We start from the raw sequence: 22,545 nt of genomic DNA, 5'->3' as shown, positions 1-22,545 counted from the left end.
GACATGCTCGGCTACATCCTCCGACGCATCCTCTCCACCATCCCGGTCATGGCGATGGTGGGGTTGTTCGTCTTCAGCCTGCTCTACATCGCCCCCGGCGATCCGGCAGCTGTCATCGCTGGCGACCAGGCGTCGCCAGACGATATCGCCCGCATCCGCGCCAATCTCGGGCTGGACCGGCCATTTCTGGTCCAGTTCGGCGAATGGGGCTGGCGCACATTGCATGCGGATCTGGGCACCTCGATCTTCACCAATCTGCCGGTCACGGAGATGATCGCGCAGCGGATCGAGCCGACCTTGTCCTTGATGCTGCTGACCTTGATCTTCGCCGTGGGCGTTGCCGTGCCCATGGGCGTGGTGGCGGCCTGGAAGGCGGGCACCTGGACCGATCGCGGCATCATGACCTTTGCGGTGCTGGGGTTCTCGGTGCCGGTGTTCGTGATCGGCTATGTGCTGGCCTATGTGTTCGCGCTCCAGCTCGACTGGTTTCCGGTGCAGGGCTACACGCCGTTCTCCAAGGGCTTCGGCCCATGGCTGGGCAATCTGGTGCTGCCGGCCATTTCGCTGGGCTGCGTCTATATCGCCCTGATCGCCCGCATCACCCGCGCCAGCATGCTGGAAGTGCTGGCGCAGGATTATGTGCGCACCGCCAAGGCCAAGGGCCTGGGGCAGGGGAGCGTGCTGTTCATCCACGCTTTGAAGAATGCGGCGGTGCCCATCGTCACCGTGATCGGCATCGGCATCGCGCTGCTGATCGGCGGGGCGGTGGTGACCGAGAGCGTGTTCGCCATTCCCGGCCTCGGCCGACTGACGGTGGACGCCATCCTGCGGCGCGACTTCCCGGTGATCCAGGGTGTCGTGCTGCTGTTCAGCTTCGTCTACGTGCTGGTCAATCTGCTGATCGACATCCTCTACACCTTCCTTGACCCGAGGATCCGCTATTGAGCCTTGCCTCAGACCACCGGCCGGCGCTGCCTGAGGGCTTCGCCGTGGCGCCGGCCTTGCCGGACATCCTCAAGGCGGTGAAGCCGCGCACCGGCGTGATCGGCTTCCTGCGCCGCTATCCCACCATCACCATCGGCAGTGCCCTGCTGCTGGTGCTGATCCTGGTGGCGATCTTCGCGCCCTATCTGGGAACGGTGGACCCGAGCGCCCTCGCCCCCGCCCGCCGCACCCGCGCGCCGTCCGAACTCTACTGGTTCGGCACCGACATGCTGGGGCGCGACATCTATTCCCGCGTGCTCTACGGCACCCGCGTCTCGCTGCTGGTGGGGTTCGCGGTGGCGTTCTTCGCCTCCATCGGCGGGCTCGCCATTGGCCTCGTAGCCGGCTATGTGCGCTGGGCCGACAGCATCATCATGCGGATGATGGATGCCTTGATGTCCATTCCGCCGATCCTGCTGGCCATCTCGCTGATGGCCATCACCCGCGGCAGCGTGGGCAATGTCATCCTGGCCATCACGGTGGCGGAAATCCCCCGCGTGTCACGGCTGGTGCGCGGCGTGGTGCTGTCGCTGCGCGAGCAGCCTTATGTGGACGGGGCGGTGGCCGCCGGCACCCGCACCCCCATGATCATCCTGCGCCATATCCTGCCCAACACCCTGGCGCCCATGACGGTGCAGGCCACCTATATTTGCGGCAGCGCCATGATCGTGGAGGCCATCCTGTCCTTCATCGGCGCCGGCATTCCGCCCAACATTCCCTCCTGGGGCAACATCATGGCCGAGGGCCGGGCGCTCTGGCAGGTCAAGCCGTTCATCGTGTTCTTTCCGGCCGCCTTTCTGTCCGTGACCGTGCTGGCGGTGAACCTGCTGGGCGACGGCCTGCGCGATATGCTCGACCCCCGCCAGGCGAAGGGGCACTGACCATGGCCTTGCTCGAAGTCGAGAACCTCCAGGTCCATTTTCGCACCCCCGTCGGCGTCAACCGGGCGGTGGACGGGGTGTCGTTCCAGGTGAACGAGGGCGAGACGCTGGCCATCGTCGGCGAAAGCGGCTGCGGCAAGTCGGTGACCTCCATGTCGCTGCTGCGCCTCATCCCCGAGCCGCCGGGCAAGATCGGCGGCTCGATCCGGTTCGACGGCCGCGATCTGCTGGCGCTGTCGGAGAAGGAGATGCGGGCCATTCGCGGCAACGACATCTCGATGATTTTCCAGGAACCCATGACCAGCCTCAATCCGGTGCTGACCGTGGGCCGGCAGATCGGCGAGACGCTGCGCCTGCACCAGGGCCTCGACGCCCAGGCTGCCGAAGACAAAGCGGTGGAGATGCTCACCCTGGTGGGCATTCCCGCGCCGGGCCGGCGGGTGCGGGAATATCCGCATCAATTGTCCGGCGGCATGCGCCAGCGGGTGATGATCGCCATCGCGCTCGCCTGCAATCCCAAGTTGCTGATCGCCGACGAGCCCACCACGGCGCTGGACGTGACCATTCAGGCCCAGATCCTCGATCTGATGCGCGATCTCAAGCAGCGGGTGGGGGCGGCCATCGTGCTCATCACCCATGATCTGGGGGTGGTGGCGGAAGTGGCCGAGCGGGTGATGGTCATGTACGCCGGCCGCAAGGTGGAGGAGGCCGCCGTGGGCGAGCTGTTCGCCCGCCCGCGCCATCCCTACACCCAGGGCCTGCTGGGCGCGGTGCCCAAGCTGGGCTCTTCGCTCTCGGGCGAGAGCACGCGGCTGGCGGAGATCCCCGGCCAGGTGCCGAGCCTGACCAAGCCGATCATCGGCTGCGTCTTCGCCGGCCGCTGCGCCATCGCCACCGATGTGTGCCGCACCTATGCCCCGGCGCTGGAACTGAAGGCCCAGCGCCACATGGTCGCCTGCCATTATGCCCAAAAGGACGCGGTTGCCGCATGACGCGCCCCCTGCTGGAGGTCAATGACCTCAAGAAGCACTATCGCATTCCCGGCGGCCTGTTCGGCGGCAAGCCCTCCTTCGTCTATGCGGTGGATGGGGTCTCGTTCCAGGTGATGCGCGGGGAGACCCTCTCCCTGGTGGGCGAGAGCGGCTGCGGCAAGTCCACCGTGGGGCGCGCCGTGCTGCGCCTGTTCGACATCACCTCCGGCCAGGTGGTGCTGGACGGCCAGCGCATGGACGATGCCTCCAAGGACATGCTCCATGCGTTTCGCCGCCGGGTGCAGGTGGTGTTCCAGGATCCGTTCTCCAGCCTCAACCCGCGCATGAAGGTGCGCGACATCCTGGCTGAGCCGATCCGCAATTTCGGCCTCGCCCATTCCTCCGCCGACGTGGAGGCGCGGGTGGGCAAGCTGATGGATCTGGTGGGCCTGCCGCGGGATGCGGTGCGGCGGTTTCCGCATCAGTTCTCCGGAGGCCAGCGCCAGCGCATCTGCATCGCCCGCGCGCTGGCGGCGGAGCCGGAATTGATCGTCTGCGACGAGGCGGTCTCGGCCCTGGACGTGTCGGTGAAGGCGCAGATCGTGAACCTGCTGCAGGACATCCAGCGGGAGCTGGGCCTCGCCTTGCTGTTCATCAGCCACGATTTGGCCATTGTTGAGCACATGACGCATCGTGTCGCGGTGATGTATCTGGGGAAGTTAGTGGAAGTGGCCCCGAAACGCGCCTTGTTCGCGCAGCCGCGCCATCCCTATACCAAGGCGCTGTTGTCCGCCGTGCCGCTGCCGGAACCGGGGGTGAAGCGCAACCGCATCATCCTCACCGGAGACGTGCCGAGCCCGGTCAACCCGCCCAAGGGCTGCCGCTTCCACACCCGCTGCCCCTATGCCTTCGACCGCTGCCGGACCGAAGAACCGGAACTGCGGGCGGCGCCCGGCGACCATTGGTCCGCCTGCCATCTCCACGACCGCCCCGACGGCGAGAACCCCCTGCTGAGCCCCCTGGCCCATTGAGGCCGGGGGCCGCGCCCCCACCGCGCCACGCGACGGCAACGCTGCCGCGTGCGTTCGCGGGCGTGGTGGCAGACCATTGATTTAAAAGAGAAATGGTGCCGCTTGAGGGATTCGAACCCCCGACCCCCTCATTACGAATGAGGTGCTCTACCAGCTGAGCTAAAGCGGCACGCACGCCTTGCGGCGGTTCGAAACCCCTCGCCACCGGCGAAAGCAGTCTCGAGCCCGGACACCGAAATGCCGAACGTGCGCCTCTCATACGGAAGACCGGAGCGAGTTTCAAGGGCGCTGAGGGCCCATCCGCAGGGGCGCGGCCCCAGACGGTGCCAAAGTCCGCCTTTGGCAGGCATTTATCCACCATCGTGACGGGTTTTCCGGCCGCACGGCCGGCGCCGCTTGCCTCGGCCCCTGGGGACGGCTAGGCCTCATCCATGACCTCAGAGGATCAAAAAGCGGCGCGCCTGGCTGCGGCTCTGCGGGCCAATCTGGCCAAGCGCAAGGCGCAGAAGCGGGCGCGGGACGAGCGCCCCGGCGATGCGGAACCCGGCTGCGGCATCGACGAGACGGCGCCCCCCGGCCCAGAGGCTGGGACAGCCGTTCCGTCGGCCACGGATGCCGGCTCTCGGTCTGGCGGGGACGAATAGGCGGCCCTATTTGCCCTCAGCGCGGACGGCATCCGACTGTGCAGATCCGGGGTGGGCTGCGGGCGGCCCTCCCATACCGGCAGCCCGGCAGAGGGCGCCCCGGAAAAGGCGTTCATGGCCGGCAAAGTTGTGCCGGGTCACAAGGCGGGCTAGATCTGCCGGTTAATTCTGTTCGTCGCACAGGCTCCGGCCAGGCGGCGACTTTCCCGCGAAAGCAGCATCGCGGAGCCCTGCGCGCAACGGTGCGCCGCAGTGGCGACGGGTGCGGCAACCGAGGAGCGGTGGTTATATGGATAAGATTCGCATCGTCGGCGGGCAGACCCTGAACGGCACCATCCCCATTTCCGGGGCCAAGAATGCCGCCTTGCCGCTGATGATCGCCGCTCTGCTCAGCGAGGAAAAGCTGGTGCTGGAGAATGTGCCCCGCCTCGCGGACGTGGCCCTGCTCCAGCGCATTCTCGGCAATCATGGCGTCGACATCACCGTCAACGGCAAGCGCAATGGCGATGATCCCCATGCCGGCCAGACCATGGAGATCGACGCCCGCGTGATCGTCGATACCACCGCGCCTTACGACCTGGTCTCGCGCATGCGGGCCAGTTTCTGGGTGCTGGGGCCGCTCCTGACGCGCATGGGCGAGGCGCGGGTGTCGCTGCCCGGCGGCTGCGCCATCGGCACCCGTCCGGTGGATTTCCATCTGGATGCCTTGCGGGCCTTGGGCGTGGAGATCGACATCGACGCCGGCTATGTGGTGGCCAAGGTGGGCAAGGGCCTCCAGGGCGCGCGCATTTCCTTCCCCAAGGTCTCGGTGGGCGCCACCCACACCGCGCTCATGGTGGCGGCCGTGGCCAAGGGCGAGAGCGTGATCGAGAACGCCGCCCGCGAGCCGGAGGTGGTGGATCTGGCCGATTGCCTGATCAAGATGGGCGCCCGCATTTCCGGCGCCGGCACCTCGACCATCCATGTGGAAGGGGTGCCGCGCCTGCGCGGCGCGCGCCATTCCGTGCTGCCCGATCGCATCGAGACCGGCACCTATGCCATGGCGGTGGCCATGACCGGCGGCGATGTGATGCTGGCCGGCGCCCGCCCTGACCTGCTGGAGAGCGCGCTGGACATCATGCGCAGCGCCGGCGCCGAGATCGACGTCAACAATGAGGGGATCCGGGTGCGCCGCAATGGCGCCGGCCTGTTCCCGGTGGAGGTATCCACCGCGCCCTATCCCGGATTTCCCACCGATCTGCAGGCGCAGCTCATGGCGCTGATGACCCGGGCCCAGGGCCGCTCGCGCATCACCGAGACCATTTTCGAGAACCGGTTCATGCATGTGCAGGAACTGGCCCGCCTCGGCGCCCATATCCATCTGGAGGGCGACACCGCCATTGTCGACGGCAATGACCGCCTGAAGGGCGCCCCGGTGATGGCCACCGATCTGCGCGCCTCGGTCTCGCTGGTGATCGCCGGTCTGGCCGCCGAGGGCGAGACCATGGTGCAGCGGGTCTATCATCTGGATCGCGGCTTCGAGCGGCTGGAGGAAAAGCTGTCCCGCTGCGGCGCGCAGATCGAGCGCATCAGCGGCTGATTCCACTGCGCGGCGACCCCGTCACGCAAGATTCCGCTGCGCGCCCGGCAAAGCGTCGCCATTCGCCGCCCGTTGCGGGGCAAAGCCTTGCGGGCGGTGCTCGGCGTCGCTATCTGCGGGTCTGAGCAGAAAAAGGAGTGTCAGCTCATGGACGAGCTCAAGCTCTTCGCCCTGGATGATGAGGATCTGGCCGTCATATCGGCGCATCTCCAGGACGCGGTGGTCAAGGTGGAAGACATGGGCTTCGTGCCCAAGGCGCAGCGCTTTGCCCTGCTGCTCAATCGCTTCGACTGGGACCAGAAGGAAACCGCTCAGGAACTGGTGCGCCGCCGCGCCGGCCTGCATTTCGAGCGGGTGCGCGCCGTCAAGATGCGCGGCTTCGACTTGGCCGCGAAGGACACGGTGCTCAATCTCCTGGCCATCACCTTCGATGCGGTGGAGGAGCCGTCCGGCCATCTGACGCTGACCTTCTCCGGCGGCGCCGAGATTCGCCTGGAGGTGGAGTGCATCGAGGCCGGCCTTGCGGATCTGGGGCCCGCCTGGGGCTGCAACCGGGTGCCCGAGCATAAGGACAGCGCCGCCTGAGGCGGGGCGGATCAGTGTCCTGAGAGTGGAGACAGAGACGGGCCGCGCACGGGGGTGTTGCACTCGGCGGGGTTCCGAGCCTAGGAAACCGTATGCCGATCCGTCTCGATACCCAATCCTCCGCCTTCCCCGAAGCCTTCGCCGCCTTCCTGGCCAGCAAGCGCGAATCCGCGCCCGATGTGGCCGCGACCGTGGCCGACATCATCGCGGCCGTGCGCGCGCGCGGGGATGCGGCGCTGGTAGAATTGTCGCTCACCTATGATCGGGTGGACCTGACCGGCCGCATCAAGGTGGAAGAGCACGAGATCGACGCGGCGCTGGCCCAGGTGCCGGCGGAAACGCTGGAGGCTTTGGAGTTCGCCAAGGCCCGCATCGAGGCCCATCACGCCCGGCAATTGCCCCGCGACGAGCGCTATGTGGATCCGGTCGGGGTGGAACTGGGCCAGCGCTGGACCCCGGTGGATGCGGTCGGGCTCTATGTGCCCGGCGGCACGGCGGCCTATCCCTCCTCGGTGCTGATGAATGCGGTGCCGGCCAAGGTGGCCGGCGTGCCGCGCATCGCCATGGTGGTGCCGTCCCCCGACGGGCTGATCGCGCCGCTGGTGCTGGCGGCCGCACGGCTGGCGGGGGTGAATGAGGTCTATCGGGTGGGCGGGGCGCAGGCGGTGGCCGCGCTGGCTTATGGCACCGCCACCATCGCGCCGGTGGACAAGATCGTCGGCCCCGGCAACGCTTACGTGGCCGCCGCCAAGCGGCAGGTGTTCGGGCAGGTGGGCATCGACATGATCGCCGGGCCCTCCGAGGTGCTGATCCTGGCCGATGGCAACGCCAATCCGGCCTGGATCGCCGCCGATCTGCTGGCGCAGGCGGAGCATGATGCGGCCGCCCAATCCATCCTGGTGACCGAATCCGCCGCACTGGCGGACGCGGTAGAGCGGGCGGTGGAGGCGCAGCTTTCCACCTTGCCGCGCAAGGACATTGCGGCGGCCTCCTGGCGCGACCATGGGGCGATCATCCTGGTGCGGGCCATTGACGAGGCCCCGGCGCTGATCGACCGGGTGGCACCGGAGCATCTGGAAATCCACTGCGAGGATGCCGACCGGCTGGCGGCCCGTATCCGCCACGCGGGGGCAATCTTCATCGGCCCCTATACGCCGGAGGCGATCGGCGATTATGTGGGGGGGACCAACCATGTCCTGCCCACCGCCCGGTCGGCCCGCTTCTCCTCGGGGCTGGGCGTCTATGATTTCATGAAGCGCACGTCCATTCTCAAGTGCAGCGCGGAGTCCCTGCGCGCCATCGGCACGGCGGCGGTGCGCCTGGCCACGGTCGAGCGCCTGGAGGCGCACGGCCGCTCGATCCTGATCCGTACCAACGCCGGCCAACCGGACGCCTGATCTGCCATGACCGACAGCCCCCCCCACCACCGTCTTTGCGCCGTCACCCTCGACGAAGCCTCCATCGGACGGTCGGGGGCGGATGTGGAGCATGAGCGCGCCACCGCCATCTATGACCTTCTGGAGGACAACCGCTTCACGCCGGTGGGCGATCCCGGCGCCGGGCCATATCTGCTGCATATCGGGCTGGCGGATAACCGGCTGGTGCTGGACATCAAGCGCGAGGCCGGCGACCAGGTGGTGCAGCACCATCTCTCGCTCACCCCCTTCCGCAAGGTGGTGAAGGATTATTTCCTGGTCTGCGAGAGCTATTACGCTGCCATCCGCACCGCTTCGCCCACCCAGATCGAGGCCATCGACATGGGGCGGCGGGGGCTGCACAACGAGGGCTCGACCCTGCTCCAGGAGCGGCTGAAGGACAAGATCGACGTGGACTTCGACACCGCCCGTCGTCTGTTCACGCTCATCTGCGCGCTGCACTGGAAGGGCTGACACGCATGGATGCGCCGCTGCCGGAGCGCGCGGTCCGCCCGCAGTCCGTGCTGTTTCTCTGTGGGCAGAACGTGGTGCGCTCGGTCATGGCGGCGGCGCTGACCAAGCATCTGTTCGGCAAGTCGCTCTATGTGATGTCGGCCGGCGTCATCGCCGGCGACGTGGACCCCTTCGTCACCGCGGTGATGGAGGAGGACGGCCTCGACGTGTCGCGGCACAAGCCGCGGACACTGGAGGATCTGGAAGAATATGAGGGGCTGGGATTTGATCTGGCCATCTCGCTGGCCCCCGATGCCCACCATCTGGCCCTGGAGGCCACCCGCACCAATGCGCTGACGGTGGAATATTGGCCCACCGCCGATCCCACCTTGGAAACCGGCAATCGCGAGCAGCGCATGGCGGCCTATCGGGCGGTGCGGGACGAGCTGGAGCAACGCATCCGCGCCCGCTTCCGCCAGGGTGGACGCAGCGCGGGGGGCGGGGCCGGCTGAACCGGCCCCCTCGCGGGTCAATGCAGGTCGCTGAGGCCCTTCAGCAGAGCCGCGTTGAAGCGGGCCGGGTCCTGGATCTGCGGCGCGTGGCCGAGGTCGGGAAACGTCACCAGCCTGGCGCCGGGAATGGCGGCCGCCGCGGCAGGCCCGAGCTTGGCATAGTTGCCGACCTGCTTCTTCACCTCCGGCGGCGCGGCATCCTTGCCGATGGCGGTATTGTCCTTTTCCCCGATCAGCAGCAAGGTGGGGGCGCGGATGAAGCCCAGCTCGTGCACCACCGGCTGGGTGAACACCATGTCGGAGGTCCGCGCCTGGTCCCAGGCCACCGATGCCTTGCCCTCGCCCAGATACATGCCCGCCAGCATGGCCACCCAGCGGTCATAGTCCGGCGACCAGGTGCCGGCATAATAGGTCTTCTGCTGATAGGCCTTGATGCTGTCGAAGCTGGTGCGCAGTTCGCCCGCATACCATTGGTCCAGCGTGCGCGGCGGGATGCCGGCGGCGCGCCAGTCCTCCAGCCCGATGGGATTGACCAGCACCAGCCCGGAGAGATCCTCGGGGAAGGAGAGGGCGTAGCGCATGGCCAGCATGCCGCCCATGGAATGGCCCATGACGATGGGCTTTTCCACGCCCAGCCGGTCCAGCAGCCCCTTGGTGTTGGCGGCCAGCTGGTAGAGCGAAAATTGGTAGCCCTGCGGCTTGGACGACTTGCAGAACCCAATCTGATCGGGGGCCACCACACGATAGCCCGCCGTCACCAATGGCCGGATCACCCCTTCCCAGGTGGCAGCACAGAAATTCTTGCCATGCAGCAGCAGTACCGTGCGCCCGTTGGCCCGCTCCGGCTTGATGTCCATGTACGCCATGTGCATCGGCTTGCGCTGGGACATGAAATCGAACCGCAGCACCTCGTAGGGATAAGCGAATTCCTGCAATTCCGGACCATAAGGCCGCACCACGGGGGCCGCATCCTCCGGCAGTGCCGCGCTGGCGGCGGGGGCCGGGGCGGGCTGTTGGGCCAGGACCGGCGCCGAGATCATCGCCAACAGCACGGTCGCCAGGACTATCGCGCGCATGGGGTCCTTCCTCAGGAGCGGTCTCGGGGCGGCTGAAAGCCGGCGGTATGGGAACAAGGCAGGGGGCGATACTGTTGTGCCTCGGACGGGGCGACAGGCCAACCGCAGGATGGTCGCACGCAGCGACCGGGACAAGACGCGAATGCACCGTTCCCACGCGCAAGCCTTTGGGATAGCGTGCCGCGCGACTGCCGCCAGTGGCGGCGCTCCCTGTTTCAGGCCAGTTGAGGTGACGCAGACGTGAACGACCGGGTCCAGCTCGTGCTCGCCTCGGGGTCTCCCCGACGGCTCGCTCTGCTCAATCAAGCCGGCATTGAACCGGACCTCCTGATGCCCGCCGACGTGGACGAGACGCCGGAACGCGGGGAACTTGCGCGCCGCCTCGCCCTGCGGCTGGCGCTCCAGAAGGGGGAATTGGTGGCCGCGCGGGCCAAGGAGGCCAACATTCCGGCCATCGTCCTGGCGGCGGATACCGTGGTGGCGGTGGGACGGCGCATCCTGCCCAAGCCGGAACTGCAGGATGAGGCGGAAGCCTGCCTGCGGCTCTTGTCCGGGCGCGCGCACCGGGTGTTCACCGGCATTTGCGTGGTCTCCGCCAAGGGGCGCACGCGCACCCGGCTGGTGGAGACGCGCCTGCGCTTCAAGCGCCTGTCGCACGAGGACATCGCCGCTTATCTCGCCTGCGGCGAATGGCGCGGCAAGGCCGGCGGCTATGCCATCCAGGGCATTGCCGGCAGCTTCGTGGTGAAATTGTCCGGCTCCTATACCGGCGTGGTGGGACTGCCCTTGGCCGAGACGGTGGCTCTGCTGGCCGGCGAGGGGTATCCGGTTCGCGCCGGCTGGGTGGAGCGGGCGGCATGAGCGACGCCGAGCACACTCCGCCCGCCTTCGTCTCCAAGCCCTGCGCCATCTGCGGCAAGCCCTCCACCGCGCACTATCGTCCCTTTTGCAGCAAGCGCTGCGCCGATGTGGATCTCCACCGCTGGCTGACCGGCGCCTATGCCATTCCGGTCACCGAGGATGAGGACGAGGACGGCGAGTCCACCGCGCCGCCGCCGCGGCTCGCACCGGAGTGATCGTGACGGCGCCCGTGTCCGACGGGTGCTGATCTGGCGGCGTCGCAGGGGCGGGTCCTGACGCCGCACAGGCTGGGCGAGGGGCGCGCGGCGCTTGCCTTGGGCTTGGCCGCAGGGCAGGAACATAGGGTCCGCTTTCCGCGCCGGCCTCTCGCCACCTCAGGCTCGCCACCACAGGAGTGCGTCCATCGTGACCTCATCCCCCCGCGCCAATTCCACCGCCCAATGGCGGCACCTGGACGCCGCGCATCATCTGCATCCGTTCTCGGATACCAAGGCGCTGAATGCGGAAGGGGTGCGGGTCATCACCCGCGCGGAGGGGGCCTATATCTTCGATTCCGAGGGCCACAAGATCCTGGACGGCATGTCCGGCCTGTGGTGCTCGGCGGTGGGCCATGGCCGCGGCGCCATCGTCGACGCCATCGCCGACCAGTTGCGCCAGCTCGACTATTACAACACCTTCTTCAAGACCACCCATCCGGGCGCGGCGGAACTCAGCGCGGCCATCGCCGCCGTCGCCCCCGCCGGCATGGAGCATGTGTTCTTCACCTCCGGCGGCTCCGAGGCGGTGGATACGGTCATCCGCATGGTGCGCCATTATTGGGCGAGCGTCGGGAAGCCGGACAAGACCGTGTTCGTGGCCCGGCACAATGCCTATCACGGCTCCACCATGGGCGGCGCCTCGCTGGGCGGCATGGCGCCCATGCATGCGCAGGGCGGCCTGCCCATTCCCGGCATCGTGCGCGCGGCCCAGCCCTATTGGTGGGCGGAAGGCGGCGATCTCTCGCCGGAAGACTTCGGCCTGAAGGCGGCCCGCGACGTGGCCCGCGCCATAGACGCGGCCGGGGCCGACAATGTGGCGGCCTTCATCGGCGAGCCGATCCAGGGCGCGGGCGGGGTCATCATTCCCCCCGCCACCTATTGGCCGGAAGTGCAGAAGATCTGCCGCGAGCGCGACGTGCTGCTGGTCTCCGACGAGGTGATCTGCGGCTTCGGCCGCACCGGCGAATGGTTCGGCTGCCAATATATGGGCTTCACACCGGACCTGATCACCTTCGCCAAGGGCGTCACCGCCGGTTATTTCCCGCTGGGCGGGGTGATCGTGGGCGACCGCGTGGCGCAGGGCCTGATCGAGCACGGCGGCGACTTCAACCATGGCTTCACCTATTCCGGCCATCCGGGCGGCTGCGCGGCGGCGCTGGCGACGCTGAAGATCATGCAGGACGAGGATCTGGTGGCGCGGGTGAAATGCGACATCGGCCCCTATCTCCAGCAACGCTGGCGGGCGCTGGCGGATCATCCCCTGGTGGGGGAGGCCCGCATGGTGGGGCTGATCGGCGCGCTGGAACTGACGCCGCACAAGGCGACCCGCGCCAAATTCTCCGGGGAGGAGGGCACCGTGGGCCAGCTGGCGCGGGACATCTCGTTTCGCGAGGGGCTGGTGATGCGCGCCGTGCGCGACAGCCTGATCCTGGCCCCGCCCTTCACCTTGAGCGAGCCGGAGGCGGACGAACTCATCGCCACCGCCCGCCGGGTGCTAGATGCCACCTTGGCCGAGGTGCGCCTGCGTGGACTGTGGGGCGCGGACCTGGTCTGAACGTGCAAATGCCGCTGCGGCATGTCCATGGTCAAGCCTAAGCATCTGGCGTCCATTGGGTGTCTTTATCTGAGCATGTCCACGTAGAGTGGGCACGCTCTCATGCGCTGCGGTTTTGTCTTCGCGTGCTTCTGCGATGGAACGAACGGTCCACGGCAACGTTTATTGCCTGGATCGGTCATCACAGGAGATAGAACATGCGAAATGGTCTTATCGCTTCGGCGTTTGCGTTGGCATTGCTTTCCCCCGCCGTTGCGTTCGCGCAGGGTTCGACCGCGGCCGGTGCTGTGGGCGGCGCGGCGGTGGGTGCCGTCGTGGGTGGCCCGGTGGGCGCCGTGATCGGCGGCGTGGCCGGCGCCAGCATCGGTGCGGCCGGCGAGCCGCCCCAGGAAGTGCGCTCCTACGTGGTCAAGGAGCGTCAGCCCTCGGTGCGGGTGGAGCGCGAAGTGGTGGTGGGCGAGCCCCTGCCGCAGGATGTGCGCGTCTACACCATTCCCGACAACAGCAGCTACGAATATTCGGTGGTGAATGACCGCCGGGTCATCATCGAGCCGCGGACCCGCAAGGTGATCCAGATCATCGAGTGATCGACCGCGCATGGACCGGGGCATCTGTCCCGGTCCATGCGCAGATCTGAAACGACCGGGCGTCAATCGTCCGGTCTCGCTCAGGCGCGCACCCTTCCGGGCTTCAGGCCGGGACGGGTGCGCGCCTGACTGCGTTTTGAGGCTTCAGCGCTCCGGTTCAGCCCGGCGCGGTCTCGCTGAATCCGGGGCAGCGCGCCGGGAAGGCCTCATACCAGGCCACCAAATTGGGGTGGTCGGCCCGCCAGGCGCCGCCGTGGCGGAAATCCAGATAGCCGAAGGCACAGGCGAGGGCGATGTCGCCCGCCGTCGGGGCGCCGGCCGCGGGCGGGGCGGCTTCCAGCTCCGCCAGGGACCGGGCGATCTTGCCGGCCTGGTTGTCGAGCCAGGACTGCACCACTTTGTCCTCGGGCCGGTAGCGGCGCTCATAGACCTGGAGCAGGGCCGCATCCATGACGCCGTCGGCCAGAGCCTCCAGGCGCAAGGTGGCGAAGCGCGCTTCGGTCTCCGTGGGAATCAGCCGGTTTCCGCCGGCCACATGGTCGAGATAGGTCACGATCACCGACGAATCGAACAGCGCGGGGCCATTGTCGCGCAGCAGGATCGGGATCTTGCCGAGGGGGTTCTGCTGCCGCAGCGTGTCGTTGGCATCCATGGTGTCCGCCGTTTCCAGCTCCAGCGGCACGCCGAGCACGGCCGCGGCGACACGCACCTTGCGGGCGAACGGGGAAGACGGCGAATAACGCAGGCGCATGGGAAGACTCGCTCGCAGGAGGATGGAATGCCCCGGATGGGGCAGCGCCCCGGGAGGGCGCTCAGGGGCTGTCCTTTATCGACCCGTCAGGCGGTGGGGACAAGCCATGACACCCGCACCCGCCCCTTGCCGTCGCGGGCCATGATGGGCGCGAGCGCGGTGAGGATGGTGCGCATCTCGTCCGCCAGGGTGAAGGGCGGATTGACGATGATCAGGCCGCTGCCGGACAGCTGGTCCTGGGAGCGGACCTCGGCGAAATCCATCTCCACCTTCAGCGTCTTGGGCAGGCCGAGGCGTGCCACGTCGCGGCGGAAGGCATCCACGGCCATCAGATTCTTGATCGGATACCACAGCATGAAGGTGCCGGTGGCGAAGCGCTCATAGGCGGCGCGCAGGGCCACCAGCATGCGGTCGAACTCGCCGGCTTCCTCGAACGGCGGATCGATCAGCAGCAGGCCGCGCCGTTCGCGCGGCGGCAGATGGGCGCCCACCGCATGCCAGCCGTCCTGCAGCAGCACCTTGGCGCGGGGATCCTCGCCCACGAACTTGTCCAGCTTCAGCCGCTCCTCGCGGTTCAACTCGCAGAACAGGAACCGATCCTGCGGCCGGCCGAGCGCCAGCGCCAGGGCGGGGGAGCCGGGGTAGCGCTTGGGGCCGGCGTGGGTGCGCAACTCGCGCACCGCATCGAGATATGGCGCCAGCAATTCAGCCGCCGGCGCGGGAAGATCGGCCGCCAGCACCCGCTCGATGCCGCTCTCCGCCTCGCCGGTGCGCAAAGCCGAGGTGCCGGCCAGATCATAAAGGCCGGCGCCCGCGTGGGTATCCACCACGCGATAGGCATTGTCCTTCTTGGCGAAATAGGTGAGCACGCGGGCAAGGGCCGCATGCTTCATGACGTCCGCCGGATTTCCGGCGTGAAAGGCGTGGCGATAGTTCATGCTGCGTCTTGAACGGACGCCGGCCTTAGCGCAAGGGGGGAACCGCCAACCGCCGCCCGGCGGGGCAACTGGCGGCATTCACCTGCGGGCAGGCGCGGAAGGCCAGGTCCTTGGTCAGGCACACTCGCACTTCGCGCAATCGGGTGCGGTCGCAATCGACCGCGATCATGTCGGAGGCCAATCCCGGATTGGCCATCTGGAAGGCCGTCTCCACTTCCGCCGCGGAGACCATACGATAGTCGGTGGGGTCCACATAGCTCTGGGGAATCACCACGCGGGCGCGGGCGGCGCGCACCAGATCGAAATACGCGGTGGCCGAAAGGCCCGAGCAGGTGCCGTGCTTGGCCCATTCATGGGTGACGAGGCCGGGGCTCGGCATCAGGTCCAGCATGCCGCGCACCTGGTCGGGGCGCAGGCGCGGCGCCGGGCGGGCGCAACTGTCGGGATAGCCGCGCTCATATTGCGGCCACAGGCCATGCACCACGAAGGCGTAGGGGCGCGGCCCGCCGCATTGCAGGCCATCGGGCTTGTCCCGGGTGGCGCAATAGGAGGGCGACCAGGAGAGCGAGAGAACGTAGAAATCGAACTGGCCGGGCACATTGCGGCCCGACCCGTTCTCTTGCGCCTTCGCGCCGCCGATCGCCGCCAGAACCAGCAGCAGGGCGGCGCAGGCGCGCAGACTCACGGCTGGGCCATCTTGCAGTTGGGCGCGTAGGCAAATTCGCGGTCATAGGCGGCGATGCACCATTCCACGCCCCAGGTGAAGCCCTGGAAGCCGCCGTCCTCGATGATGGAATAATACAGCGTCTGCTTCTTGGAATCGGTGGTGACCACCGTGGCGCGGCAGTAACGGCGCGGCACGAAGCCTTCGCCCCAGGGCTTCAAGGCGATCTCGTGCACGTCCGAATAGCTGACGATATTGGCGTTCTTTTTCCAATACATCCGCTCGGTTTCGGCGAAGTGGTTGGAAATGGTGCCCAGCGCCAGGGGCTCGGTGCAGGCGGGCACGTCGCCGCTGAACTTGTCGTTGGGCAGCCAGAAGTTCTTTTCCAGCCAATTGGCGGCATGAGCCGGGGCTGCCATGGAGGCCACCACGAGCGCTGCCATTCCGGCCCGTGCCCATGCCTTGCGCACCATCGAACCCATGTCTCTCTCCCAGCACCCAACGTGTCGGGCGGACGATGGCTCCGGCCCGCACGGCGGTCAAGCGCAGCCGTGCAACACTTGGCCAGAAAACGCGCCGCGCCGGTGCATTTGCGCCCGCGCCACCGGCACCACCCACCTGCGGTTGGTGGCGCGTGCCGGCCCGACGGGGACGGTGGGCCTCACATCCAGAGCTTCTCGCTCTTGAATGCGGGGGCGCTGTAGAGATCGGCGACGAATTCCCCATAGCCGTTGTAGAGCAGGGTCGGGCGCCGCTCGCCGGTGGCGATGTCCTTCTCCGTGGCCTGGCTCCAGCGGGCGTGGGGCACCTGCGGGTTCACATTGGCCCAGAAGCCGTATTCGGCGCTCTGCACCGTCTCCCAGAAGGTCTTGGGCTTCTGCTCCACGAAGGTGAACTTCACGATCGCCTTGATGGATTTGAAGCCGTACTTCCACGGCGTCGCCAGCCGCAGCGGGGCGCCGAACTGGTTGGGCGCCGGCTTGCCGTAAATGCCGGTGACCAGGAAGGCCAGCTCATTATTGGCTTCCGCCAGGGTCAGCCCCTCCACATAGGGCCAGGGATAGAAGCGGCCGGACTGGCCGGGAGCGACCTCCTTGTCCAGAAAGGTCTCCATGCGCACGAACTTGGCGCTGCCCAGCGGGCGGGCGTAATCCACCAGGGCCTTCATGGGGAAGCCGCTCCACGGCACCGCCATGGACCAGGCTTCCACGCAGCGGTGGCGATAGACCCGCTCCTCCAGCGGCATGGCTTTCAGCAGATCGTCGATGCCCACCTGCATGGGCTTTTCCACCAGCCCGTCGATGGTCACCACCCAGGGACGGCGCTTGAGCTTGGCGGCAGCCTTGGCGACGTCGTAATTGGTGCCGAACTCGTAATAATTGTTCACCGAGCTGGCGGCGGTCTCCGGCGTCAGCGGCCGATCCAGCGTGTAACGCGGATTGCGCGCCACGGGATACAGGCCGGCGGAAGGGTCCGCTGCGCCCGCTGTCGCCTGGGCAAAGGCGCTGCCGGGCAGGGCGCTGGCCCCGATCAGTCCGGCACCGGCCCCGAGCAGCGCGCGACGCGAGAGAAACACCGCTTCCGGCGTGACATCCCGCTCCGGGATTTCCCAGCCGCGTCTCGACTTGATGAGCATCGTGTAGCCTCCGTTGCGCCGGAGCATCACGATGCGGGCGGGTCTGCGCAACTCAAACGGTTGTGTTCACAGGGCTTGTAACGAAAGGCATTTGGCGGCCGCTGCCGAAATCTCCGCCTGCGCCGGGCGCCCGCGCCCACGCGCGTCCGGCCGCCCGGCGCCGGATGTGAGGACGTCGCGATGGCAAAGGCCAGGCCGGCGGCGAGGGCCAAACGCAAAACATCCGCGCGGCGCAGGCCACGCAGATGCTTCAAGCTCGGCTCAAATACTCTTAAGACGCCGGATGCCCGGCGGCGCATCGCCTCAGCGTGCGCCGGCAGCGACCCGGGGCTTGGAGGGCAGCAGGCCTTCACGCTGGGCGCGCTTGCGGGCCAGCTTGCGGGCGCGGCGCACCGCTTCGGCTTCCTCGCGCGCCCGCTTCTCGGACGGCTTCTCGTAATGGCCACGGAGCTTCATCTCGCGGAAGATCCCCTCGCGCTGCATCTTCTTCTTGAGCGCCTTGAGGGCTTGATCGACATTGTTGTCGCGGACGAGAACTTGCACGTGTTTGCCTCTTCGAGCTGTTGCGCCGAGCGAACCTGACTGGGTGTGAACCCTAAAGCGGACGGGGAGGGGGCGCTCACGCACCGCACCTGACCCGTGCCGAAAGGAGCGTCTCCATATCAGGCGGCGACAGGCTTGTCCACAGGGCTGTTGCGCGTTTCCCAGCATCGCAGATGGGTCCGAAAAGCTATGCCGGCGAACGATCCGGGCGGGCGGCGCGGCTCTCCGTCTCGCTGGCGCAGGTTTCGCAGAGCCGTTGCACGCTTGACGCCGGCCTCTGCCACAAGGCCGGGGGCCGGTGGCATGCTCGGCCGCCTTGTCGCCGGTCCGATGCCCCGGCTCCTCCTGCGCTCTGGCGCAGTGGGCGCGGGCGCCGCCGCCATCAACGCGGCGCCTCCTGCCCGATGCCGGACCAAAAGACGCTCTGCGCAGAAGAAAAGAGCGGCGCCGTGGGGCGCCGCTCTTCAGATCTGAACCCTCACTGGAGCGTCAGGCGATCACTCGCCGAACAGCTTGCGCTGCCACCAGCCGGAGCGCGGCTTGGCCGGGGGCTCGGTGCTGACCGGCGCGGGCTGCGGCGCCGGCTCCGGGGCGACGGGGGCTGCGGCCTCGGCAGCGGTGGTCTCTTCCGGTGCGGCGGCGGATGCGGGCTCGGCGACAGCGGGCTCGGCCACCGGTGCCGGTGCGGACGCCATGGTGCCGAAGCTGGTCGGGACCGGAGCCTTCTCGCGCACCGTGGAGCGACGGCGCGGTGCCGGCGCAGGTTCGGCTTCCGCAGCCACCGGGGCGGCGGCCACAGGCGCGGCCACCGGCTCCGGCAGCGGCACGGAGGCGATCACCGCTTCGCCGCTCTCCTGCGCCGCAGGCCGGGCGTCGTCATCGACGGACGCCACTTCCATCTCGGCGAAGGTCTCGGCATTGGGGAATCCCAGATCGCGCGGGGCCTGCTCGGGTGCCTCGTCGCCATCGTTGCCTTCAGCTGCGTCCTCGCCGGACAAGGGGGCGGACTCATCCCCGTCACGGCGGTTGCGGCGACCGCCGCGACGGCCACGGCGGCGGCGGCGGCGATCGCCGTTCTCGCCTTCACCGCGGTCATCGCCACGCTCTTCGCCATCGCCACGGGCTTCGTCGTCGCTCTCGTCGCCTTCGCCGGCAGCGTCTTCGTCGCCTTCGGCGGTGTCATCTTCGTGGGCCTCGTCCGTGCGCAGCTCGCGGGCTTCGCCCTCGCGCTCGCCCCCCTCACGCTCGCCACCGCGCCGACGGCGACGGCGACGGCGCTTGCGCGACTGCTCGTCCGTGCTGCGCTCGGATGCCGTGGTCTCGGTCTCCGCGTCCGCCTCGACCTCAACGCCGTCCTCGATCGCCTCTTCGTCCTCGTCGTCATAATCCTCATCCGGCAGGATGGAATCCGGCTGGATGACGTTGGTGAGGCGCGGCGCGGGCGGCGGCGGCACGGCCAGTTCGCCCTTGTCGATCAGGAACGGCTGGTGGCCGGTGACGCTGTCGTCGGCCTGCACCACCAGGGTGACTTCGAAGCGCTCTTCCAATTCGCGCAGGTGGGCGCGCTTGTGGTTGAGCACATAGAGCGCCACTTCCGCCCGAGTGCGGACGATGAGGTTGTGGGTGGCCGAGCGCAGCAACTGCTCTTCCATGGCCCGCAGCAGCTGCAGCGAGACCGACGCGGCGGAGCGCACATGGCCGGTGCCGCCGCAGGTGGCGCACACCTCGATGGAGCTTTCCAGAACGCCGGTGCGGATGCGCTGGCGGGACATCTCCATCAGACCGAAATGGGAGATGCGGCCGACCTGGATGCGGGCCCGATCGTTCTTCAGGCAATCCTTCAGCTTGCGCTCAACCGAACGGTTGTTGCGCTTCTCTTCCATGTCGATGAAGTCGATGACGATCAGGCCGGCGAGGTCGCGCAGGCGCAACTGCCGGGCGATCTCCTCGGAGGCTTCCATATTGGTCTTGAGGGCGGTGTCCTCGATGTGGTGCTCGCGCGTGGAGCGGCCCGAGTTCACGTCGATGGAGACCAGGGCTTCCGTCGGATTGATGACGATGTAGCCGCCGCTCTTCAGCTGCACCACCGGGGAGAACATGGCGTCCAGCTGATGTTCCACGCCGTGCTTGGCGAAGATAGGCTGCGGCTCGCGATAGGGCACCACGTTCTTGGCATGGCTCGGCATGAGCATGCGCATGAAGTCGCGGGCCTCGCGGAAGCCTTCCTCGCCGGCCACGTGGATGTCCTCGATCTCCTTGTTGTAGAGATCGCGGATGGCGCGCTTGATCAGCGAGCCTTCCTCATAGACCAGGCTCGGGGCGCTGGAGGTCAGGGTCAGCTCGCGCACCGTTTCCCACAGGCGCAGCAGATATTCGAAGTCGCGCTTGATCTCGACCTTGGTGCGGTTGGCGCCTGCCGTACGCAGGATGATGCCCATGCCTTCGGGCACTTCCAGATCCTGCACCACGTCCTTCAGACGCTTGCGATCCACCGCATTGGTGATCTTGCGGGAGATGCCGCCGCCGCGCGCGGTGTTGGGCATCAGCACCGAATAGCGGCCGGCGAGGGACAGATACGTGGTGAGGGCGGCGCCCTTGTTGCCGCGCTCCTCCTTCACCACCTGCACCAGCATCACCTGGCGGCGGCGGATGACTTCCTGGATCTTGTAGCTGCGGGCGCGGCGCTGGTGGGAGCGCTCGGGCACTTCCTCCAAGGCGTCGTCGGCGCCGAGATTCTCGACGAACTCGTCTTCCTCGTCGCCCACTTCCTCGACGTCGGCATCGCCATTCTCGTCATCGGCGGGCTTGCGGCCGCGGTTGCGGCCCGACCGGCGCGAGCGGCGACCGCGATCGTCGCGACCTTCCCGCGAGCGGCCTTCCACCGGGGCGGCTTCGTCCGCCTCGGCATCGGCGCTCTGAATTTCAGGCGCGTCCGCATGGGTCGCGTCGTCGGCCTGGTGCGCATCGTGCTCGGCATAAGCCAGAACCGGATTGTCCTGGCGCTCGCCGTCGGGCGCCTCGGCGGCCACTTCGGCGTCCAGATTGGCGGCCTGCTCGGCGGGGGCGGGCAGGGCCTCGCCCGTCAGCGGTGCCGCGTCGTCGCTCGCGGGCGCGGGCACATGGTCCTCGGCGGCGGCGATGTGCGCCACGTCGGTCTCGTGCGGCAGCGTCTCGGGATCGAGCGGCTCCGCGTCGCGGCTGTAGTGACGCTGGCCCTCGAAGCCGTGGCCGTCATCCTCGTCATCGGGCGCGCCGTGGCGGGTGATGGCGCCGTCCTCGATGGTGTCGATGATCTCGTCGTCTTCGACCTCTTCCACGTCGCTGTCGTCGGCCTCATCGGCCTCGCCGTCGTGGCTGGCCACTTCGGACACCACATCGTCGCTGGTCGCGCGCTTGGAGCGCGACCGGTCGCGGCGACGCTCACGGCGCTCGTCTTCCTCGTCGGCGAGACGGGCGGCGCGCTCTTCCTCTTCGATCAGAGCCTGCCGATCGGCGACGGGGATCTGATAATAATCCGGGTGGATCTCGCTGAAGGCGAGAAACCCGTGGCGGTTGCCGCCATATTCGATGAAGGCCGCCTGGAGCGAGGGCTCTACGCGGGTGACCTTGGCGAGGTAGATATTGCCCCGCAGCTGCTTGCGGGACGCGGATTCATAGTCGAACTCCTCGACCCTGTTCCCGCGCACGACCACAACCCGGGTCTCTTCCGGGTGGGTGGCATCGATGAGCATCTTGTTGGCCATGGAAATCTCTCTTCGCGGCGTCGGAGCCAAAGCTCCGCCACGGCCGGCGGTGCAGAGCCCGCGAACCGTTCAGACACCGGATATGATGGCGGAAGAAGACAGAGGATCGGCGGCGCGCAGGTGTCGTGGCGACACCTTCGGCATCGGGCCACACGGAAGCACGCTCTGCGTGCTGGTCGTGCGATTGAACGTCCATGCCCTCGGCTACTCGTCCCTCAGCGAAATATCAGGCCGGACCCGTGTCCAACCCTGGCATACAACCGCTCGATCCCCTCGATATCAGGGGAACTCCTCGACACCCGTGCGACCGCCCCGCCCTGACTCAAAGCCCGCGTGCCATGAAACCCGCTTGCGCGCGCTTCAGACCGGCTTCGAAGCGCGCTTTCGCGCGCTCGTCGCGACGGCGCGATCCAAATGATCTGGATCAGCCAGCGACGGATGATGCCCCTTCTCTCAAAGGAGAGACGGCACCGGAGGGAGACTGCGGACGCCGGAAGGCCAGAGGCGAATTCCGGAACGCGAGCCGTATGCATTTCCTTCTTACTCGCCCGGCTCGTGTCTTGGCAAGGATCATGCAAAAGCATCATGCCCACGGTCTAGGCACGCCTGTGCCGGGGGCAGCTTCGCGCAGCCTTGTGCCGCTAAGCGTGGCCATGTGGCCGCGGTGCCACACCCGCCGGTGGACCGGGCGAGCGCGTCAACCAGTGGTTAACGCCCGGCCCGCTATCGAGTACATCTATTGCAGCGGTCCTCGGAAGGTCGATGTGTCAACGCATGCGCGTGCTCACTTTCCCGAACCTGATGGTGGCGAACGACGCCCCGCGGGACAGCTGATTTCGCGCTGCAAGAGCCTGATACCGCTGACCGGACTGCGCCGCT

The 22,545-nt window shown here is 67.7% G+C and carries 22 protein-coding genes and 1 tRNA gene; 14 read left to right on the top strand and 9 right to left on the bottom strand.

Going from position 1 to position 22,545, the window contains the following annotated elements; translation table 11 throughout:
* Positions 1 to 3: 3 nt before the first annotated feature.
* The 4 genes from AAG816_RS07980 to AAG816_RS07965 are packed head-to-tail and all read left to right on the top strand — an operon-like array spanning position 4 to position 3,867.
* Positions 4 to 945 carry an ABC transporter permease gene (locus AAG816_RS07980; RefSeq protein ID WP_341989053.1) on the top strand — a complete coding sequence of 314 codons (942 nt, stop codon included), beginning with the start codon at positions 4 to 6 and terminating at the stop codon, positions 943 to 945.
* Complete coding sequence (locus AAG816_RS07975) at positions 942 to 1,865, top strand: ABC transporter permease (RefSeq protein WP_341989051.1); 924 nt, start codon at positions 942 to 944, stop codon at positions 1,863 to 1,865. Before AAG816_RS07980 ends, AAG816_RS07975 begins: the two co-directional genes overlap by 4 nt.
* Before the next feature lie 2 nt (positions 1,866 to 1,867).
* Positions 1,868 to 2,857 carry an ABC transporter ATP-binding protein gene (locus AAG816_RS07970; RefSeq protein WP_341989050.1) on the top strand — a complete coding sequence of 330 codons (990 nt, stop codon included), beginning with the start codon at positions 1,868 to 1,870 and terminating at the stop codon, positions 2,855 to 2,857.
* Positions 2,854 to 3,867, top strand: a complete 1,014-nt coding sequence (locus AAG816_RS07965) for an oligopeptide/dipeptide ABC transporter ATP-binding protein (RefSeq protein ID WP_341989049.1) — start codon at positions 2,854 to 2,856, stop codon at positions 3,865 to 3,867. Before AAG816_RS07970 ends, AAG816_RS07965 begins: the two co-directional genes overlap by 4 nt.
* A 93-nt stretch (positions 3,868 to 3,960) precedes the next feature.
* Here the strand turns inward: AAG816_RS07965 and AAG816_RS07960 are convergent.
* Positions 3,961 to 4,036, bottom strand: a tRNA-Thr gene (locus AAG816_RS07960).
* Between the two features lie 262 nt (positions 4,037 to 4,298).
* Between AAG816_RS07960 and AAG816_RS07955 the strand changes: the two genes are divergently transcribed.
* The 6 genes from AAG816_RS07955 to AAG816_RS07930 all read left to right on the top strand — a co-directional run bounded on the left by AAG816_RS07955 (position 4,299) and on the right by AAG816_RS07930 (position 9,055).
* Positions 4,299 to 4,511, top strand: a complete 213-nt coding sequence (locus AAG816_RS07955) for a hypothetical protein (RefSeq protein ID WP_341989048.1) — start codon at positions 4,299 to 4,301, stop codon at positions 4,509 to 4,511.
* 289 nt (positions 4,512 to 4,800) lie between these two features.
* On the top strand, positions 4,801 to 6,090 hold the full coding sequence (gene murA / locus AAG816_RS07950; RefSeq protein WP_341989047.1) for a UDP-N-acetylglucosamine 1-carboxyvinyltransferase: 1,290 nt from the start codon (positions 4,801 to 4,803) through the stop codon (positions 6,088 to 6,090).
* A gap of 147 nt (positions 6,091 to 6,237) precedes the next feature.
* Entirely contained in the window at positions 6,238 to 6,675 is a 438-nt protein-coding gene (locus tag AAG816_RS07945) for a DUF2948 family protein (protein WP_341989046.1), read from the top strand.
* Between the two features lie 92 nt (positions 6,676 to 6,767).
* Positions 6,768 to 8,072 (top strand): histidinol dehydrogenase, encoded by a 1,305-nt coding sequence (hisD, locus tag AAG816_RS07940; protein ID WP_341989045.1) that lies wholly within the window; start codon positions 6,768 to 6,770, stop codon positions 8,070 to 8,072.
* A 6-nt stretch (positions 8,073 to 8,078) separates the two neighbouring features.
* Positions 8,079 to 8,564: a UPF0262 family protein gene (locus AAG816_RS07935; protein ID WP_341989044.1), complete on the top strand. Its 486-nt coding sequence runs from the start codon at positions 8,079 to 8,081 to the stop codon at positions 8,562 to 8,564.
* A 5-nt stretch (positions 8,565 to 8,569) separates the two neighbouring features.
* Positions 8,570 to 9,055: an arsenate reductase ArsC gene (locus AAG816_RS07930; RefSeq protein WP_341989043.1), complete on the top strand. Its 486-nt coding sequence runs from the start codon at positions 8,570 to 8,572 to the stop codon at positions 9,053 to 9,055.
* Between the two features lie 17 nt (positions 9,056 to 9,072).
* Here AAG816_RS07930 and AAG816_RS07925 read toward each other — a convergent pair whose 3' ends face one another.
* Entirely contained in the window at positions 9,073 to 10,131 is a 1,059-nt protein-coding gene (locus AAG816_RS07925) for an alpha/beta hydrolase (RefSeq protein ID WP_341989042.1), read from the bottom strand.
* Between the two features lie 240 nt (positions 10,132 to 10,371).
* Here AAG816_RS07925 and AAG816_RS07920 point away from each other — a divergent pair, with 240 nt between their 5' ends.
* The 4 genes from AAG816_RS07920 (at position 10,372) to AAG816_RS07905 (ending at position 13,391) form a co-directional block, all read left to right on the top strand.
* Positions 10,372 to 10,992, top strand: a complete 621-nt coding sequence (locus AAG816_RS07920; protein ID WP_341989041.1) for a Maf-like protein — start codon at positions 10,372 to 10,374, stop codon at positions 10,990 to 10,992.
* Positions 10,989 to 11,207, top strand: a complete 219-nt coding sequence (yacG, locus tag AAG816_RS07915) for a DNA gyrase inhibitor YacG (RefSeq protein ID WP_341989040.1) — start codon at positions 10,989 to 10,991, stop codon at positions 11,205 to 11,207. Before AAG816_RS07920 ends, yacG begins: the two co-directional genes overlap by 4 nt.
* Before the next feature lie 190 nt (positions 11,208 to 11,397).
* The gene (locus AAG816_RS07910; RefSeq protein WP_341989039.1) at positions 11,398 to 12,804 is read left to right on the top strand and encodes an aspartate aminotransferase family protein; all 1,407 of its coding nucleotides are present in this window, start codon (positions 11,398 to 11,400) and stop codon (positions 12,802 to 12,804) included.
* 197 nt (positions 12,805 to 13,001) lie between these two features.
* Entirely contained in the window at positions 13,002 to 13,391 is a 390-nt protein-coding gene (locus tag AAG816_RS07905; protein WP_341989038.1) for a DUF1236 domain-containing protein, read from the top strand.
* A 157-nt stretch (positions 13,392 to 13,548) separates the two neighbouring features.
* On the opposite strand, the gene AAG816_RS07900 is transcribed toward AAG816_RS07905, so the two are convergent.
* From AAG816_RS07900 to AAG816_RS07870, 7 genes are all read right to left on the bottom strand, one after another.
* Positions 13,549 to 14,142 (bottom strand): glutathione S-transferase N-terminal domain-containing protein, encoded by a 594-nt coding sequence (locus AAG816_RS07900; RefSeq protein ID WP_341989037.1) that lies wholly within the window; start codon positions 14,140 to 14,142, stop codon positions 13,549 to 13,551.
* Between the two features lie 86 nt (positions 14,143 to 14,228).
* Entirely contained in the window at positions 14,229 to 15,080 is an 852-nt protein-coding gene (rlmJ, locus tag AAG816_RS07895) for a 23S rRNA (adenine(2030)-N(6))-methyltransferase RlmJ (RefSeq protein WP_341989036.1), read from the bottom strand.
* A gap of 25 nt (positions 15,081 to 15,105) precedes the next feature.
* Positions 15,106 to 15,765: a ribonuclease T2 gene (locus tag AAG816_RS07890; RefSeq protein ID WP_341989035.1), complete on the bottom strand. Its 660-nt coding sequence runs from the start codon at positions 15,763 to 15,765 to the stop codon at positions 15,106 to 15,108.
* Entirely contained in the window at positions 15,762 to 16,226 is a 465-nt protein-coding gene (locus tag AAG816_RS07885) for a hypothetical protein (RefSeq protein WP_341989034.1), read from the bottom strand. The genes AAG816_RS07890 and AAG816_RS07885 overlap by 4 nt, the downstream gene beginning before the upstream one ends.
* Positions 16,227 to 16,405: 179 nt before the next feature.
* A complete protein-coding gene (msrP, locus tag AAG816_RS07880) occupies positions 16,406 to 17,380 on the bottom strand; it encodes a protein-methionine-sulfoxide reductase catalytic subunit MsrP (protein WP_341989033.1) in 975 nt (324 codons plus the stop codon).
* Positions 17,381 to 17,683: 303 nt separating this feature from the next.
* A complete protein-coding gene (gene rpsU, locus AAG816_RS07875; RefSeq protein ID WP_341989032.1) occupies positions 17,684 to 17,923 on the bottom strand; it encodes a 30S ribosomal protein S21 in 240 nt (79 codons plus the stop codon).
* A 497-nt stretch (positions 17,924 to 18,420) separates the two neighbouring features.
* Positions 18,421 to 21,666: an Rne/Rng family ribonuclease gene (locus AAG816_RS07870; RefSeq protein ID WP_341989031.1), complete on the bottom strand. Its 3,246-nt coding sequence runs from the start codon at positions 21,664 to 21,666 to the stop codon at positions 18,421 to 18,423.
* Positions 21,667 to 22,545 lie beyond the last annotated feature (879 nt).

The organism is Azorhizobium sp. AG788, from assembly GCF_943371865.1.
GTDB lineage: Bacteria > Pseudomonadota > Alphaproteobacteria > Rhizobiales > Xanthobacteraceae > Azorhizobium.
The sequence above is the reverse complement of the archived record's forward strand: the minus strand, read 5'-3'. Positions and strand labels throughout refer to the sequence as shown.

Excerpts from the sequence above, each read along its gene's own strand:
- AAG816_RS07980 (WP_341989053.1), top strand. The coding sequence starts at position 4 with ATGCTCGGCTACATCCTCCGACGCATCCTCTCCACCATCCCGGTCATG.
- AAG816_RS07970 (WP_341989050.1), top strand. The coding sequence starts at position 1,868 with ATGGCCTTGCTCGAAGTCGAGAACCTCCAGGTCCATTTTCGCACCCCC.
- AAG816_RS07965 (WP_341989049.1), top strand. The coding sequence starts at position 2,854 with ATGACGCGCCCCCTGCTGGAGGTCAATGACCTCAAGAAGCACTATCGC.
- AAG816_RS07955 (WP_341989048.1), top strand. The coding sequence starts at position 4,299 with ATGACCTCAGAGGATCAAAAAGCGGCGCGCCTGGCTGCGGCTCTGCGG.
- murA (WP_341989047.1), top strand. The coding sequence starts at position 4,801 with ATGGATAAGATTCGCATCGTCGGCGGGCAGACCCTGAACGGCACCATC.
- AAG816_RS07945 (WP_341989046.1), top strand. The coding sequence starts at position 6,238 with ATGGACGAGCTCAAGCTCTTCGCCCTGGATGATGAGGATCTGGCCGTC.
- hisD (WP_341989045.1), top strand. The coding sequence starts at position 6,768 with ATGCCGATCCGTCTCGATACCCAATCCTCCGCCTTCCCCGAAGCCTTC.
- AAG816_RS07935 (WP_341989044.1), top strand. The coding sequence starts at position 8,079 with ATGACCGACAGCCCCCCCCACCACCGTCTTTGCGCCGTCACCCTCGAC.
- AAG816_RS07930 (WP_341989043.1), top strand. The coding sequence starts at position 8,570 with ATGGATGCGCCGCTGCCGGAGCGCGCGGTCCGCCCGCAGTCCGTGCTG.
- AAG816_RS07925 (WP_341989042.1), bottom strand. The coding sequence starts at position 10,131 with ATGCGCGCGATAGTCCTGGCGACCGTGCTGTTGGCGATGATCTCGGCG.
- yacG (WP_341989040.1), top strand. The coding sequence starts at position 10,989 with ATGAGCGACGCCGAGCACACTCCGCCCGCCTTCGTCTCCAAGCCCTGC.
- AAG816_RS07905 (WP_341989038.1), top strand. The coding sequence starts at position 13,002 with ATGCGAAATGGTCTTATCGCTTCGGCGTTTGCGTTGGCATTGCTTTCC.
- AAG816_RS07900 (WP_341989037.1), bottom strand. The coding sequence starts at position 14,142 with ATGCGCCTGCGTTATTCGCCGTCTTCCCCGTTCGCCCGCAAGGTGCGT.
- rlmJ (WP_341989036.1), bottom strand. The coding sequence starts at position 15,080 with ATGAACTATCGCCACGCCTTTCACGCCGGAAATCCGGCGGACGTCATG.
- AAG816_RS07885 (WP_341989034.1), bottom strand. The coding sequence starts at position 16,226 with ATGGGTTCGATGGTGCGCAAGGCATGGGCACGGGCCGGAATGGCAGCG.
- msrP (WP_341989033.1), bottom strand. The coding sequence starts at position 17,380 with ATGCTCATCAAGTCGAGACGCGGCTGGGAAATCCCGGAGCGGGATGTC.
- AAG816_RS07870 (WP_341989031.1), bottom strand. The coding sequence starts at position 21,666 with ATGGCCAACAAGATGCTCATCGATGCCACCCACCCGGAAGAGACCCGG.